The following is a 13844-nucleotide window of genomic DNA, read 5'->3' as shown; positions in this document are numbered from 1 at the left end:
ACACTGAACCCTGTGGGAGCGGGCTTGCCCGCGATGACGGTATGTCTGGTTAATCTAAATCGACTGACACGACGCTATCGCGGGCAAGCCCGCTCCCACAGGGATTTGTGGTGTCAGGGAGAAATTCATCGGACATAAAAACGGGAGGCTTTGAGGGCCTCCCGTTTTTTTGTGTTGCCGGTGCAATCACTTCGCCTGGTAAATGATCCCCGGACTGCACTGAACCATCTGGTAATGATCCGGCAAACCGTTCAGCGCTTCGGACGCGCCAAGGAACAGGTACCCGCCCGGCTTCAGCGTGCTGTGAATACGCAACAGGATGTCTTTCTTCACCTCGGCGGAAAAGTAGATCAGCACGTTGCGGCAGAACACGATGTCGAACTTGCCCAGACTGGCGTAGCTGTCGAGCAGGTTGAACGAGCGGAATTCCACCCGGTTCTTGATCGGCGCCTTGATCACCCAGCGCCCCGGCCCTTTCGGGTCGAAGTAACGCTGCAGACGATCGGCGGACAAACCGCGACCGATGGCCAGGCTGTCGTACTCGCCGGTCTTGCAGTTGGTCAGCATGCTGCCGGACAGGTCGGTGGCAACGATCTGCACGCCCATCTTCAACTGACCGAGGTTGCTGCGCTCGAACTCGTCGATCGACATCGACAGCGAATACGGTTCCTGACCCGACGAGCATGCCGCCGACCAGATCCGCAGACGCTGGTTGGGGCTGGCCTTGATCGCCTCGGGCAGCACCTTGTTCTTCAAGACTTCAAACGGATAGGTGTCGCGAAACCACAAGGTTTCGTTGGTCGTCATGGCATCGACCACCTGCTCGCGCAAACCGCTGCGCGGCTGGGTCTGGATGCGCTGTACCAGCTCACCCAGGGACTTGATGCCTTGCTGCTCCATCAGTTTGTTGAGACGGCTCGAGACCAGGTACTGCTTGTTTTCACCGAGCAAAATGCCACAGGCTTTTTCCAGGAAGACCCGGAACTGTTCGAAATCCAAATTACCCGTAGACAATGATGCCGCCTCTTAAATCGTGTTGACCGCCAGGGGCAGAAGGCCCCTAGCTGATATCTGCTGCTTTGATCCGGTCGACCACCCGGGATGCCAGGTCATCAGGACGGAATTTGGCCAGGAAGTCATCGGCACCGACTTTCTTGACCATCGCCTGATTGAATACCCCCGACAACGAAGTATGCAGGATGATATGAAGCTTTTGCATGCGTGGATCGCTGCGGATTTCCGCCGTCAGGGTGTACCCGTCCATCTCCGGCATCTCAATGTCGGAAATCATCATCAGGAACTCTTCTTCCGGCTTCTTGCCCTCATCGACCAGCTTGCGCAGGTAGTCCAGCGCCTGCTTGCCATCGTTCAGCGCCACCACTTCGACCCCGACCGTCTGCAGGCAGCGCGTGACTTGCTTGCGCGCCACCGACGAGTCATCGACCGTCAGCACCCGCAGCGACAACGCCTTGCTCTGGGTCTCGACATCGACCACGCCGACCGAAATAGCTTCCGGCGTCGGCGCGACTTCCGCCAGCACCTTCTCGACATCGATGATTTCGACTAACTGATTGTCGACTCGAGTCACAGCGGTCAGGTAATGATCGCGCCCCGTGCCCTTGGGCGGCGGATGGATCTCTTCCCAGTTCATGTTGACGATGCGCTCCACCGAGCGAACCAGGAAACCCTGGGTCTTGGTGTTGTACTCCGTGATGATCACGAACGGACTGTTCTTGTCTTTCAACGCCCCGGAACCGGTCGCCATTGCCAGATCAAGGATCGGAATGGTCGCCCCCCGGATATTCGCCACCCCGCACACGACAGGACTGGACTTGGGCATCAACGTCAGCGACGGGCATTGCAGCACTTCCCGCACCTTGAACACGTTGATTCCGTAGAGCTGTTGACCGTCGAGACGGAACAACAACAGCTCCAGGCGATTCTGCCCTACCAGTTGCGTGCGCTGGTTCACCGAATCCATTACACCAGCCATGCCCAGACTCCTACACCAACGCCAAGTGTTGTTGCGACGCACATTCATTGCTAAACGGCACGGCGCTTGCTTTTTAACTCGTATGAACGCTCAAACGACATTTTTCCGACGCCTGACCTCCCGCACCCGCAAAGCGCTGTGCGCGACGTCTGCCGTCTGCTTGTTTTTCGCTGGCAGCCCTGCCGGTGCTGATACGGTTACCTTGCCTGACATGCTTATCGGCGTCACTCAGGGCTTTCTTGAGTTCACCGTAGAAGACTATCTGGCTACCAGTCAAACGGAAGGCCGCTACGAGATCGAGGTCAACCAGCTCGACCCGCGTATGCGCATGCCTATGTGCGACAAGGAATTGACAGCGTCGCTGGAGAGTCCTGCACGTCCGCTGGGCCGGGTTACGGTCAAGGTCCGGTGCGAGGGAAGCTCGCCGTGGACGGTGTTCGTGCCCGCTCAAGTCCGCCTGTTTCGCGAGATTGTCACCACCACCCGACCGCTGAAACGCGCCGGCATTATCGAGCCGCAAGACGTGACCTTGCGTGAACGCGACATCAGCCAGATCAATCAGGGTTTTCTGACGTCGGTGGATGAAGCCATCGGGCAGAAATTAACCCGACCAACGGTAGCCGATCAGGTGATTACTCTGGTGCATCTGGAACAGGCAGAAGTGGTGCGCAAGGGCGATCAGGTGGTCATCATCGCCCGCAGCGGCACACTCGCCGTGCGCATGCCCGGTGAAGCCCTGGCCAACGGCGGTTTGAAAGAACAGATCCGAGTGAAAAACCTCAATTCCAACCGGGTAATCAAGGCGCAGGTCATCGCGCCGGGCCAAGTGGAAGTCGCCATGTAAAACGCTCGAGCAGAAAACTGGCGCCAGCCCCGACGCTTCCCTAAACTGTGCCGCAGCAGGACACGCTTCGGCACATGCAGCTCATTGCAAAGTGAGCCTAAAGTTTTCCAGGGAATGGCCGAGAACATGGCAAGCGTCCAAATTCCCAGAGGTTTTTAACATGGTCATCGATTTCAGCCGTTTGAACAGCTCCTCGTCACTTACGGGCAGTACGCGTACCAGCAACGCCAAGGAAACCGCCGAAACCGGCACCTCCGCGCCGCTGAATACCCAGGCCGAAACGGCCGGTACCGCAAAAAGCGGGGAATCGGTACACCTCAGCAATGAGGCTCAACAGTTGCAGAAGGTCACTGACAAGCTGCGCGATCAGCCTGCCGTCGACAAAGCCCGCGTGGCCGAGTTGAAAGCAGCGATTGCCGATGGCAGCTACAAGGTCGACAGCAACCGTGTAGCCAGCAAACTGCTCAACTTCGAAGCCCAGCGCTAGGCTTTTGCCGGCGCCAGGCTTTTGGACGCTTAGAACCCAAGGCCAGCCATGCACGACACTAATTTATTGCAACTGATCACCGACGACTTTGCTCCAGCTCAACAATTGCTGGAGTTGCTGCAAACCGAGTCCCTCGCCTTGCACGGTCGCGACATGCCTCTGCTCGAAGATATTCTGGCGCGCAAACAGGCATTGATCATTCTGCTTGAACAGCATGGCCGCAAGCGCAGCGAAATCCTTGCCAGCCTCAACCTGCCGCTCGACCGCCAGGGCCTGGAGCAATTGGCCAGCCAGTCGAGCATTGGCGACCAGTTGCTGTCCCAAAGCGATGTGCTGACCGACCTGATTGCCCAGTGCCAGGCGGCCAACGTCAAGAACGGCCAATCGATCCAGATCCAGCAGGCCGCTACGGCCAATCAGCTGAAAATCCTCACCGGGGGCGAACCGCCAGCGCTGTATGACGCCTCGGGCACTTTCGCCAAACCCACCAAGCCGCGTACGCTCAGCCAGGCGTGAGCCATTCGATGTGCCTGCACTATCAACCCGCGAAACATGCTGGCAAAATGCTGGCTAGTCGTAGTCAAATTTTGTCTGGAGATTGAGAAAACGTGCCAAACGCCCTAAGCGCGGATGATACTCCGCAGCCACCAAAGGTGCTGACCACGCCCCTGGAAATCTCCAGCAACCTGCGCCAGCTGCAAGAAAGCCACGATCCGCTGATCATCACCTTCCATGAGCGCAGCCAGCGCTTCCAGAGCTACCTGATCAAGGTTGACCGGGAAACCGCGACGATTGCCCTGGACGAAATGATCCCGCGCGATGGCGAACGTTTTCTGCAGGCGGGCGAACCGTTCAAGGTCGAAGGCTTCCACGAAGGCGTGCGCATCGCCTGGGAATGCACCGGCACGCTGAACATCGAAGAATCCGACGGTGACCGCTTCTACACCGGTCAACTGCCAACCGAAGTGGTCTACCACCAGCGCCGTAATGCCTTTCGTGCCGCGTTGAAGCTGACCGATCTGGTCAGCGTCGAACTTGGCGGCGAAAAACTCAAGGCGCCGATCAACGGCAAACTGCTGGATATTTCCGCCACCGGGTGCAAGCTGCGCTTTGAAGGCGACATCACCGACCGCCTGCAACTGGGTCAGGTCTATGACCGCATGATCGCCACCCCACTGTTCGGCAATCAACCGATCTCGGTCGAGCTGCGCTACCTGCACTTCGAAGAAAAGCTCAACATCACCTTCGCCGGCTTGCGCTTCCACAACATCAGTGGCCAAGCGGCGCGCAACGTCGAGCGCTTCGTTTATCAACTGCAGCGTGAAGCACGCCGGTTCGATAAAGACGATCTGTGATTCGCACAGGCAAATAAAAAAGGGCAGTCCCTGGCGGGACTGCCCTTTTTTATGCCAAAAATCTTTCTGCCAGCAGCGGAAACCTGTGGCGAGGGAGCTTGCTCCCGCTGGGGCGCGAAGCACCCCCACCCCTTATCTGACAAGCGGGGCCTGCTGCGCAGTCCAGCGGGAGCAAGCTCCCTCGCCACCGTTACAGTGTCTGTTTCTGAATAGCCTCACCCTCATCCGACTCAGGGTCTGGCCCCACTGATGTCCGGTGTCGGTTTATCGCCCTCATCAGCCGGATCAGGTTCGGCCACTGCTTCAGGCTGCACTTCGGGCTCTGGCTCCGGCGTAACCGTGGTCTGCATCTGCTCCTGCACCACCTGCTCATCCACCCGCGGATCGAGCGCGGCCACCAGCGGCGAGCTGGACATGCTGTCGGGCATCGCCACGTGATGCAGCGGTGCGTCGTCGACCTGATGCAGATTGGTCACCGCTTTCGGCCGAATGCGCCACACCAGCACCAACGCAAAGAAGCTAAAGAACGCGTACAAACTCTGACTGCCGAACAGCTTCATCAGCACGCCCGCCAGCAGCGGACCGATACTCGCGCCGACCCCGTAGGTCACCAGCAGCATCGCCGTCAGCGACACCCGGCGATCGCCCTCGACATGGTCGTTGGAGAACGCCACCGCCAGCGGATACAGGCAGAACTGCACCAACGAACAAAGGAAGCCGACCACGAACAGCACCTCAAGCGGCACCTGCGGCAAGATCGCCAACGGCAACGCCGCCACCGCGAGGAATCCGGCAAAACAACGAATCAGCAGCGCTCGGTCATAACGGTCGGATAACCAGCCCAACGGCCACTGCACCAGCAGTCCGGCAAAAATGCAGCTACCCATGAACAGACCGACCTGCTCGGTCGACAGCCCCTGCTGCGACGCATACAGCGGCGCCAGACCGTAGAACGAGCCGATGATCAGGCCTGCGCCGAGCACCGTGCTCAACGACTGCGGCACGCGCTTGATAAAGAAGCGCGGCTCCATCGGTGCCGGATGCAGCGGCGCCGGGTGAATCCGTCGGGTCAGCGCCACCGGCACCAGGCACAGGGCAAAACACAGCGCGACCAGCATCAGCAGCTCCAACCCCAGGCCCGGGTGCATGACCAGAATCAACTGACCGAGCACCAGCCCCAAGTAAGAAGCGATCATGTAACCGCTGAACACCAGCCCGCGCTGATTGGCGTCGGCCTGCTCGTTGAGCCAGCTCTCGATCACCATGTACTGACACATCATGCCCAGACCGACGATGGTCCGCAGCACCAGCCACGCCGGCAGCCAGTCCACCAGGCCATGCCCGAGCACCGCCGCGCCGACGATCCCGGCACACGCCGAATACGCTCGAATGTGTCCGACACGGGCGATCAAGCGGTGACCGATCTTGCCGCCCAGCACCAGGCCGAAATAGTTGGCCGCCATCAGCGCACCCACCCACAGCCCATCGACATGGTCAGCAGCCAGGCGCAATGCCAGGTAAGTAGAAAGAAGGCCCGAGCCGATCAACATCATCAGCGAGGCGAAATACAGCGCTCGAAAGGATTTCCAGATTTGGCGCATCGGCGTTCCGAGCGGCTCCTTGCAGTGAGTATCGGGCTATCCAAACGATAGCCCGATGGCGACAGTTCGTCAGGCCTGGGCTGCTAGAACACGCCGTTCCCAGGGAGTGATTTCATCAAAGAAGCTGGTCAACTCCATGGTCTTCGAAGCGATGTAGCCTTCGATGAACTCCTGTCCGAACAGTTCCCTGGCCAATTGGCTACGTTTCAGACGCTCGAGCGCGGCATGCAAGGTACACGGCAGCGAAAGATTGTCCGGCACTTCGAATTCGCCCTGAATCGCCGCGCTCGGCTCCAGCTCATGTTCGATCCCGTGCAAGCCGGCGGCCAGACTTGCGGCAATCGCCAGATACGGGTTGGCATCGGCGCCAGGCAACCGGTTTTCCACGCGTCGAGCCACTGGCGAACTGGCCGGAATGCGCAACCCTGCGGCGCGGTTGTCATGGGACCAGCAGGCATTGTTGGGCGATGCATACGGGTGACACAGACGCTGATAGGAGTTCACGTTCGGCGCAAACAGCGCGGTGAAATCGGCCATGGCCGCCTGCTGTCCGCCGATGAAGTGGCGGAACATCGCCGTCGGCTGGCCATTTTCGTCGCTGAACACATTCTTGCCGGTCGCGATCTCGACGACGCTCTGGTGAATGTGCATCGAACTGCCCGGTGTGTGCGCCAGCGGCTTGGCCATGCACACCACGTTCAGACCATGCTTGAGCGCGACTTCCTTGAGCAGGTGTTTGAACAGGAAGGTCTGGTCGGCCAGCAACAGCGGATCACCGTGCAGCAGATTGATCTCGAACTGGCTGACGCCCATTTCATGCATGAAGGTATCGCGCGGCAGACCGAGGGCCGCCATGCATTTATAGACTTCGCTGAAGAACGGCCGCAGACCGTTATTGGAACTGACGCTGAACGCCGACTGCCCATCCTCGCGGCGCCCGTCGAGGCCGACTGGCGGACGGAACGGCTGGGTCGGATCGGTGTTCGGCGCGAAGACAAAGAATTCCAGCTCGGTCGCCACCACCGGCGCCAAGCCACGTGCGGCGTAACGGGCGATGACTTTCTTCAGTTGACCACGGGTCGACAGGTTTGAGCTTTCGCCGCTCAGTTCGTCAGCATCGCAGATGGCCAGGGCGCGTGGCTCGTCGCTCCATGGCAAGGGATGAATCATGCTCGGCTCGGCGACCAGCGCCAGATCGCCGTCATCGCTGCCGTAAAAGCGAGCCGGCGGATAACCGCCCATGATGCATTGCAGCAGCACCCCCCGCGCCATCTGCAAACGCCGCCCTTCGAGGAAACCCTCGGCGGTCATCACCTTGCCGCGCGGCACGCCGTTCAAATCCGGCGTGACACATTCAATCTCATCAATGCCGGTCAGTCGCTGCGCGAGTGAACGCTGGCCATCGGTTGTCATGACGCAATCCTTGTTATTGTGCGAGCCGCGAACGGCGACCCGTACAAAATAGGCTCCGGCTGTTCGGAATATCAAGCAGCGTCAAACAAAAACCCGAGTCACGGCAGGTAAAGGCTGAACACCCCGCCCCCCAATGGCCCGCCATTACGAATTTCGGTGTGCCCGACCACGCCGTTGCGCTGATGCAACGCAGCAATGCGGTTGGCGAAATACAGGCCCAGACCCGTGCTGCCGCTGCTGTGATTGATGCCCTGCACGTAATCCGCCTGACGCTCGAGCATCCCGGCCGGGTAACCGTCACCGTCATCATTGATGCTCAACACCAACTGCCCGGCTTCGTCGCTGACAGTGATCAGCAGCGACTCGCGGGCATAACGAATGGCGTTGTTGATGCAGTTGCCCAACACCGACGCAACCAACTCACGATCGAAGAAACCCAGCGGGCTCAGCGGATCGACTTCATAGGTGGCGATAATCCCGCGACTGGCGAACACCTCTTGGTGCGATGCCAGTTGCGCCTCGATGAAATCATCCAGCTCGTGATACGCCGGTTGCAGCGGCAACTGGTTGACGCCGAGCTTGTACAGCCCAAGCAACTGCACCAGCATGCCGTTGAGGTGGGCAAACTCGAAGTCGATCACGCCCTGCTCCGCCCCTCCACGCTGCCCCTCGGGCAAACGCGCCAACCACTGGCTATGGGCCTGCGTCAGCATCGCCAGCGAGTTCTTCATGTCGTGAACGGTGGAGGCGATCACCGTGGAAAAATCCAGCGCCTGCTCGTCTTGGTTCATTCGCCAAACGCCTTGCTTTTCAGCTTCTGATAACGCGCATAACGCGCGTCGGTGTCGGGCATCAGGCCGACCATTTTCAGGCAGGCCCGACATTCTTCCAGTTCCGCCGACGGCACACTGGTGTCGGTGCCGTGCAGCAGAGACTGGGCCATGTTCAGCGCGATACTGATGTTCTTCGGTTGCATCTTCAGCGCCTTGCGGAACACCTCGCGGGCTTCCACCAGGTTGCCGGTCTTGTACACGCGCACACCCTGCCGGTTGAGGTCGGCAGCAGCGTTGCTCGAACTGAGGATAGTCGGGTCGTCGGTGAGCTTGGCGATGTCTTTCATCACCGCCGGATCGTCACCGTAGATCTCCGCACAGCTCTTGAGCATCGAAGTGCCCGCCTCGGCCTGACCAAGCATCTGCAATTGCTTGGCGACCAGCAGCGCCGCTTCAGGGCTCATGAACTGCTCCATGCCGTCGAGGCGCATCAGCGCTTGTTCGGTGAGCTTGTCGGCGGTTTCGGCATCGTTGAGCAACAGACTGGTGGCCTTCATCAGGCGCGCACGGATCTGCAGGCCCGGGTCCGACGGGTTCTCTTTGGCGACGGCGCTGAGCGTGGTGTTAATCTCCAGCCGCGTGCGCGTATCGAGACCGCGTTCACTGCCCTTGCTGATCAAGGCATGGGCCAGGCCAAGATTGCTTTCCGGGTCCTTGAAGCGCGACTGCGCCCCCTGCGCCACCGCCTGCCGATAGGCCCGGGACGCGGTGTCGAAATCTTCGTTGGCCATCGCCAGCTTGCCGAGCAACGCTTGCCGGCGCACCGCCAGCGGCGACAAGCGAATCGCCTCTTCCAGCACCCGCTGCGCGCCTTTGGTATCGCCCTCGGCGACCAGCACATCGGCCATGCCGTCGTACAGCGCCGGCATCATCGGGAACACTTTCAGCGCTTTTTCGTAAACACCTTTGGCCTGCGCCACTTGCCCACGCTTGAACAGCAACTTGCCCAGCCCGGCAAACGCCCACGGCAACGGCCGGTCAGCGATGATGCTGTCATAGAGGCGTTCGAGCGCTTCGTTCTGGTTCATGTCGCGCAGCGCATCGGCGCGATAACGCAGGCACAGCGGCGAATAACGGATGTCCTGCTTGCACAGCGCAATGCAGGCATTGAGCACCTCAACCGGCTTGCCGCGATCAAGGGCTTGCAGAATCGGTTTGAGCAACGTTTTGCGCTGCTCCAGACGCTCCAGGCGCTGGGCCAGACCGGAGCGGTTGAACGGCTTGGTCAGGTAAGCATCCGGCTCGTGCTCCAGGGCGCTGAGCACCATGGCCTGACTGGTCTCGGCCGTGACCATGACAAACACCGCTTCATGGCTGATGAGCTTTTCCGACATCAGGTCTTCCAGCACCTGCTGCCCGTTCTTCTTGCCGTCGCCGAGATGGAAATCCTGCAGGATGAAATCATAGGACTTCTGCGCACACATCTTCAGCGCCTGCTCGCCGGTATCAGCGGTGTCCACATCCTTGACCCCCAGCTCGCGCAGCATAGAACGTACGGAACTGCGGAAATCCGAGAAATCATCGACGATCAGAAAACTCTTTTGGTGATACGACAGCATCGAGGATTTCCAGGCAATTGAAGTAGGTGAACCGGGGGCGTTTTCACAGGCGCACTGATGATAGCTGGAGGCCAAATGCTATCAAGCGATTTCGCGCGAGTCTGAGGTCGCCGAAGGAGTTATCGGCAAGGAGTGGGGTTCTCTGAAGTGGAGGGGTTCAAGATTCCTTGTGCAGCGATTACCCTGCGCGCCGGGTCATCTTTTCACTACAGGGTTTATCTCGTGTACATCAAAGGACGTTGCATCGTGTCCGCCTGTGCGCTGCTGTTTTTCCAGCAGGCAATGGCGGGCGGAATGGATTGTGCGAACGCAGCGAGTGCCGTGGAGAAGGCTGTTTGTGCGGATAAAGGGTTGTATGCGCTGGATGCGCAGATGGGTGCGGCTTATCGGGAGTTGATGAAGATCTCCGGTGATCAGCAATCTGAACTCAAGCGCACACAACGGTTGTGGCTCAAGACACGTAATCAGTGCGAAGCGGATATTGCTTGCCTTGAACAAAGTTATCGTGATCGGCTGAAGTTATTACAGGCGCAGCAGATGGATGCCATTGCGCACAGAACGACCGGCATCGACAAACAGGTTCTGGAAGATCTGCAATGCAGCATTCAGGCGGCCAGCGAGGGCGGCAATCGCGAGGTGGCGGTTGAACGAGTGCTGGCTTCACTGGCTTTCAACTCTGAAGAGACATCGTTTTCAGGCGACTCCGACAAAGAAAACCCCAGCGAGCTAACGCACTTTCCATCTTCGATTCCCAAAGGCGTTACACCGGATGAATGGAAGGCATTGACCGCCACCGAAATCGACGCGGCAGCAGAAACCGGTCAAACCTCCTACTCGTTGCTGGACATGGACGGCGACGGGCAACGAGACATGATCGTCCAGACTTACGCCGGTGGCACCGGCATGTTTACCTACGTGGAAACATGGCGCCGAGACGGTGACCATTTTGTCAAAAGGTCTCCTGAGCCTGAAAGCGCGCTGTTCTATACCAATGATCGCGGAGCCAACCAATCGGCGTACTGGATCAAGGCTCGGGGTAATATTTACCTCGCCTACCGCAACGGTGCCTACGGCGTTGATCACATCTACTTGCTCAATCCGCTGAAGATCAACCGTGAAGTTCCCACCGTGACGGTGCGATATAGCTACTACTTGAACGTGCCCACCACCCAACACAAGGATGACGGCGCCAGCACCTTTGAGTTGGAACCTGATCTGCGGCTTACGCTCAATCAGGCAATCACCAAGGCGAACGAAGCACGCCCCCACAAACCGGACACTCAGCGCACGCCTCTTTGCCCGATTCCTGCAACAGGTGCAGGCGAGCGCGATTACTACAGCTACGGCCCGGTTCATTACACGGTGGAAGATGTTTTCGACCTGCCGGTGATTATCGGTAACGAATGCTACATCGGAAAACTGGTTGACTGGTTTGGCAGCTACGACGAAAAACATGGCTTGTTTGCACAACTGGCACTGCGAAAACCGGACGTTGATGCAGATGGGCGCAGTTACGAGGTCAACGGGCGCCGGCATGTGATCGAAGTCAGCACCTCAATTGGCAAGGCCGACGGCGGAGCACTGAACTGAGCCACTTATTACGAGCATGAAAAAGCCCCGCCAGATCATCCTGTGCGGGGCTTTTTTCGAACCGTTGCAAGGCTCTGAATAATGGTGTCCCAGGGCAGGTTCGAACTGCCAACCTTCCCCTTAGGAGGGGGATGCTCTATCCAATTGAGCTACTGAGACACTGAGTTGTCGCGGCCGGACACGGCGCGACGGACGGCGTGCATGTTAACGGCCAGCCCTTGATTTGTCATGTCGTCCATGGGTTTTTTAAGTGTAGGCAGGCGCCTTGCAATGCTGCGGGAACATTTACCGTGCAATTTGCATTGCCGCAAAAAGCCCTCATTGCAGATTGCAACCCGACACTTGGTAAAAACCCTTGCAAATGCTTGTTTTTAAAGGACTTCACAGCGGTTAGACTGTTGGCACGCCGGGTGCTTTGTCTGTTCGTATAACAGAACAAACGGAGTCCGCCCCATGAACAGCACTCTCTTGCTTGCAAACGCAATCGCACTGGCGGTTTTGGTTGGCTTTCATTTTGTTCCAGAGCGTGCTGAACCGGTGGCTCAGCGTATGCCGCATTACTTACAGGTGCAGAGAGCGCCGCAGTTGGCGGTGCTGAGCGATCAGGGCGACTTCGCGGCGCAGGCAGTCAATGAGCCTGAGCAAGCACTGCCGACGCGCGACACCGAACGTCTGGTTTTTTGAAATATCTTCAGGAGTACAGCATGTCCAAATCAGCCGCAGGATTTCTGATCCTCGCCTTATTGACTGGCGTTGTGCATTTTTCGCTGTTCGAGGAAACCGAAGTCACCCTGCCGCTGATTGGCTGCGGCGTGTTTGCAGTGTTGTTTGTGCTGGCCCTGGTGGCCGGGCGCAAGATCAAGTTTGATCCGGTACTGCGTTAAGCCGGATCAAGTCCAGCAGTTGCTTGACGGCGGCTGCCAAGTCGCCCGAATTGTCGATCAGATGCACGGGCAAGTCAGTGGCCCTTCTATCCTTGAACTGCGCATTGCGCGCCAGCCTCGCATCAATCTGCTCAGGTGTTTCCCGGCCGCGCCTGAGCAGGCGTTCACGCAAAACCTCATCTTTGACCGTCAGCAGCACCGGCAGCAATGTCGGATAGCGCTCATGCGCCTGACGCAAATTGGCCCGTGAGCCATTTACCAGCACGGATCGCCCTGCACGCAACCGTTCATCCATTTCTGCCGGAATCCCATAAGCCAGCCCATTGGCGTGCCAGGAAAGCGAGAAATCCCCGACCTGCTGACGTCGTTCGAATTCTTCGGGCGTTACGCCGATGGCATCCTCTCCCACCGATTCCGCTGATCGGGTAATCACCCTGCGGATGATTTCGCAGTTCAACTGGCGCAATGGCTCACGCGCGGCCTCGATCAGGCTGTCCTTGCCTGAACCGGAAGGTCCCATCAGATAAATAAGCCTGCCATCCATCCTGAAAACGCCCTCCAATGGGGGTTTGCCCTAGTAAATCGGCAAATTGCCACTATCCTGTACAAGTAGGGATCAAGGATTGAAAGCCGCATAGCATGCACGTTCTGACGTCTTCGGACATCAATAGATGTGCAACAGGAAGCGGCCAGTGATGCGGGCCAAGGCAAAGTTTTCAAACCAGTCCGCATTTCTGATAATTGGTGCTGGCATTACGCCTTTACCCAGCTCAATATTTGTCACAGAATTGACGCCAATGATCTGGCAATTTTGAGGCATGATGCGGGCCTCTTAACAATTCAGGTTGAACCATTTGGCGCGGATGCTTGTCCTATCACACATCCTGCGGCCAATCCCGAGAACCGCTCCCCTGAACTAACCGGTTAAATATATGCGCCCATTGAAACAGGCAATTTATTCCAGCCGTACGGCTGACAAGTTTGTCGTACGTCTGCCAGACGGAATGCGTGAACGCATTGCCGAGGTGGCTCGCAATCATCATCGCAGCATGAACTCCGAAATCATTGCGCGCCTTGAGCAGAGTCTTATTCAGGAAGGCGCACTGGGCGAAGAACTGAGCATGCGCCTGGACAGTCCGGAGCTGTCGCTGCACGAGCGTGAGCTGCTGCAACGCTTCCGTCAGCTGTCGCACCGTCAACAGAACGCTCTGGTGTCGCTGATTGCTCACGACGCCGAGATGGCCGCAGACGCGTCCTGAGTAACACCGAACATCTCAAGCCAGCT

The 13844-nt window shown here is 58.4% G+C and carries 16 protein-coding genes and 1 tRNA gene; 8 read left to right on the top strand and 9 right to left on the bottom strand.

Translation table 11 applies throughout. The annotated features are described in order from the left end of the window. Window positions 1-186: 186 nt before the first annotated feature. Window positions 187-1014 (bottom strand): protein-glutamate O-methyltransferase CheR, encoded by an 828-nt coding sequence (gene cheR / locus B1722_RS24600; RefSeq protein ID WP_007963053.1) that lies wholly within the window; start codon window positions 1012-1014, stop codon window positions 187-189. 46 nt (window positions 1015-1060) lie between these two features. Further along, window positions 1061-1993 carry a chemotaxis protein CheV gene (locus B1722_RS24595; RefSeq protein WP_041074300.1) on the bottom strand — a complete coding sequence of 311 codons (933 nt, stop codon included), beginning with the start codon at window positions 1991-1993 and terminating at the stop codon, window positions 1061-1063. A gap of 82 nt (window positions 1994-2075) precedes the next feature. Between B1722_RS24595 and flgA the strand changes: the two genes are divergently transcribed. The 4 genes from flgA to B1722_RS24575 all read left to right on the top strand — a co-directional run bounded on the left by flgA (window position 2076) and on the right by B1722_RS24575 (window position 4679). Beyond that, window positions 2076-2837, top strand: a complete 762-nt coding sequence (flgA, locus tag B1722_RS24590; protein ID WP_081755196.1) for a flagellar basal body P-ring formation chaperone FlgA — start codon at window positions 2076-2078, stop codon at window positions 2835-2837. A gap of 160 nt (window positions 2838-2997) precedes the next feature. Continuing rightward, window positions 2998-3324 (top strand): flagellar biosynthesis anti-sigma factor FlgM, encoded by a 327-nt coding sequence (flgM, locus tag B1722_RS24585; protein WP_041074296.1) that lies wholly within the window; start codon window positions 2998-3000, stop codon window positions 3322-3324. A gap of 48 nt (window positions 3325-3372) precedes the next feature. Beyond that, window positions 3373-3840: a flagella synthesis protein FlgN gene (locus B1722_RS24580; RefSeq protein ID WP_027612275.1), complete on the top strand. Its 468-nt coding sequence runs from the start codon at window positions 3373-3375 to the stop codon at window positions 3838-3840. Window positions 3841-3932: 92 nt separating this feature from the next. Further along, window positions 3933-4679: a flagellar brake protein gene (locus B1722_RS24575; protein WP_041074294.1), complete on the top strand. Its 747-nt coding sequence runs from the start codon at window positions 3933-3935 to the stop codon at window positions 4677-4679. A gap of 230 nt (window positions 4680-4909) precedes the next feature. On the opposite strand, the gene B1722_RS24570 is transcribed toward B1722_RS24575, so the two are convergent. The 4 genes from B1722_RS24570 to B1722_RS24555 all read right to left on the bottom strand — a co-directional run bounded on the left by B1722_RS24570 (window position 4910) and on the right by B1722_RS24555 (window position 10085). Beyond that, on the bottom strand, window positions 4910-6280 hold the full coding sequence (locus B1722_RS24570; protein WP_041074292.1) for an MFS transporter: 1371 nt from the start codon (window positions 6278-6280) through the stop codon (window positions 4910-4912). A 69-nt stretch (window positions 6281-6349) separates the two neighbouring features. Beyond that, window positions 6350-7591 carry a glutamine synthetase family protein gene (locus B1722_RS24565; protein ID WP_174377055.1) on the bottom strand — a complete coding sequence of 414 codons (1242 nt, stop codon included), beginning with the start codon at window positions 7589-7591 and terminating at the stop codon, window positions 6350-6352. 200 nt (window positions 7592-7791) lie between these two features. After that, a complete protein-coding gene (locus tag B1722_RS24560) occupies window positions 7792-8484 on the bottom strand; it encodes a sensor histidine kinase KdpD (protein ID WP_041074288.1) in 693 nt (230 codons plus the stop codon). Then, on the bottom strand, window positions 8481-10085 hold the full coding sequence (locus B1722_RS24555) for a tetratricopeptide repeat-containing response regulator (RefSeq protein ID WP_003227240.1): 1605 nt from the start codon (window positions 10083-10085) through the stop codon (window positions 8481-8483). The genes B1722_RS24560 and B1722_RS24555 overlap by 4 nt, the downstream gene beginning before the upstream one ends. Before the next feature lie 132 nt (window positions 10086-10217). On the opposite strand from B1722_RS24555, the gene B1722_RS24550 reads away from it, so the two are divergent. Continuing rightward, window positions 10218-11675, top strand: coding sequence for a lysozyme inhibitor LprI family protein (locus tag B1722_RS24550; RefSeq protein WP_256198941.1), 1458 nt, complete (start codon window positions 10218-10220; stop codon window positions 11673-11675). A gap of 82 nt (window positions 11676-11757) precedes the next feature. On the opposite strand, the gene B1722_RS24545 is transcribed toward B1722_RS24550, so the two are convergent. Then, window positions 11758-11834, bottom strand: a tRNA-Arg gene (locus B1722_RS24545). A gap of 294 nt (window positions 11835-12128) precedes the next feature. Between B1722_RS24545 and B1722_RS24535 the strand changes: the two genes are divergently transcribed. Continuing rightward, window positions 12129-12359 (top strand): hypothetical protein, encoded by a 231-nt coding sequence (locus tag B1722_RS24535; RefSeq protein WP_041074282.1) that lies wholly within the window; start codon window positions 12129-12131, stop codon window positions 12357-12359. A 20-nt stretch (window positions 12360-12379) separates the two neighbouring features. Next, on the top strand, window positions 12380-12559 hold the full coding sequence (locus tag B1722_RS24530; RefSeq protein ID WP_041074280.1) for a PA3371 family protein: 180 nt from the start codon (window positions 12380-12382) through the stop codon (window positions 12557-12559). On the opposite strand, the gene phnN is transcribed toward B1722_RS24530, so the two are convergent. Both phnN and B1722_RS29635 read right to left on the bottom strand, forming a co-directional pair. Then, window positions 12534-13103, bottom strand: coding sequence for a phosphonate metabolism protein/1,5-bisphosphokinase (PRPP-forming) PhnN (gene phnN / locus B1722_RS24525; RefSeq protein ID WP_041074279.1), 570 nt, complete (start codon window positions 13101-13103; stop codon window positions 12534-12536). The two genes, B1722_RS24530 and phnN, sit on opposite strands and share 26 nt — an antisense overlap. Window positions 13104-13223: 120 nt before the next feature. Beyond that, entirely contained in the window at window positions 13224-13379 is a 156-nt protein-coding gene (locus tag B1722_RS29635; protein WP_174377054.1) for a hypothetical protein, read from the bottom strand. Window positions 13380-13491: 112 nt separating this feature from the next. Between B1722_RS29635 and B1722_RS24520 the strand changes: the two genes are divergently transcribed. Next, complete coding sequence (locus tag B1722_RS24520) at window positions 13492-13818, top strand: Arc family DNA-binding protein (RefSeq protein WP_003178899.1); 327 nt, start codon at window positions 13492-13494, stop codon at window positions 13816-13818. The last annotated feature ends 26 nt before the right edge of the window (window positions 13819-13844 follow it).

Source organism: Pseudomonas sp. SCPG-7, from assembly GCF_002156405.1.
In the GTDB taxonomy this organism is placed as follows: domain Bacteria; phylum Pseudomonadota; class Gammaproteobacteria; order Pseudomonadales; family Pseudomonadaceae; genus Aquipseudomonas; species Aquipseudomonas parakoreensis.
The sequence above is the reverse complement of the archived record's forward strand: the minus strand, read 5'-3'. Positions and strand labels throughout refer to the sequence as shown.

Excerpts from the sequence above, each read along its gene's own strand:
- B1722_RS24555 (WP_003227240.1), bottom strand. The coding sequence starts at position 10,085 with ATGCTGTCGTATCACCAAAAGAGTTTTCTGATCGTCGATGATTTCTCG.
- B1722_RS24530 (WP_041074280.1), top strand. The coding sequence starts at position 12,380 with ATGTCCAAATCAGCCGCAGGATTTCTGATCCTCGCCTTATTGACTGGC.
- flgA (WP_081755196.1), top strand. The coding sequence starts at position 2,076 with ATGAACGCTCAAACGACATTTTTCCGACGCCTGACCTCCCGCACCCGC.
- flgM (WP_041074296.1), top strand. The coding sequence starts at position 2,998 with ATGGTCATCGATTTCAGCCGTTTGAACAGCTCCTCGTCACTTACGGGC.
- B1722_RS24565 (WP_174377055.1), bottom strand. The coding sequence starts at position 7,591 with ATGACCGCCGAGGGTTTCCTCGAAGGGCGGCGTTTGCAGATGGCGCGG.
- B1722_RS29635 (WP_174377054.1), bottom strand. The coding sequence starts at position 13,379 with ATGCCTCAAAATTGCCAGATCATTGGCGTCAATTCTGTGACAAATATT.
- B1722_RS24595 (WP_041074300.1), bottom strand. The coding sequence starts at position 1,993 with ATGGCTGGTGTAATGGATTCGGTGAACCAGCGCACGCAACTGGTAGGG.
- B1722_RS24570 (WP_041074292.1), bottom strand. The coding sequence starts at position 6,280 with ATGCGCCAAATCTGGAAATCCTTTCGAGCGCTGTATTTCGCCTCGCTG.
- B1722_RS24520 (WP_003178899.1), top strand. The coding sequence starts at position 13,492 with ATGCGCCCATTGAAACAGGCAATTTATTCCAGCCGTACGGCTGACAAG.
- phnN (WP_041074279.1), bottom strand. The coding sequence starts at position 13,103 with ATGGATGGCAGGCTTATTTATCTGATGGGACCTTCCGGTTCAGGCAAG.
- B1722_RS24535 (WP_041074282.1), top strand. The coding sequence starts at position 12,129 with ATGAACAGCACTCTCTTGCTTGCAAACGCAATCGCACTGGCGGTTTTG.
- B1722_RS24580 (WP_027612275.1), top strand. The coding sequence starts at position 3,373 with ATGCACGACACTAATTTATTGCAACTGATCACCGACGACTTTGCTCCA.
- B1722_RS24560 (WP_041074288.1), bottom strand. The coding sequence starts at position 8,484 with ATGAACCAAGACGAGCAGGCGCTGGATTTTTCCACGGTGATCGCCTCC.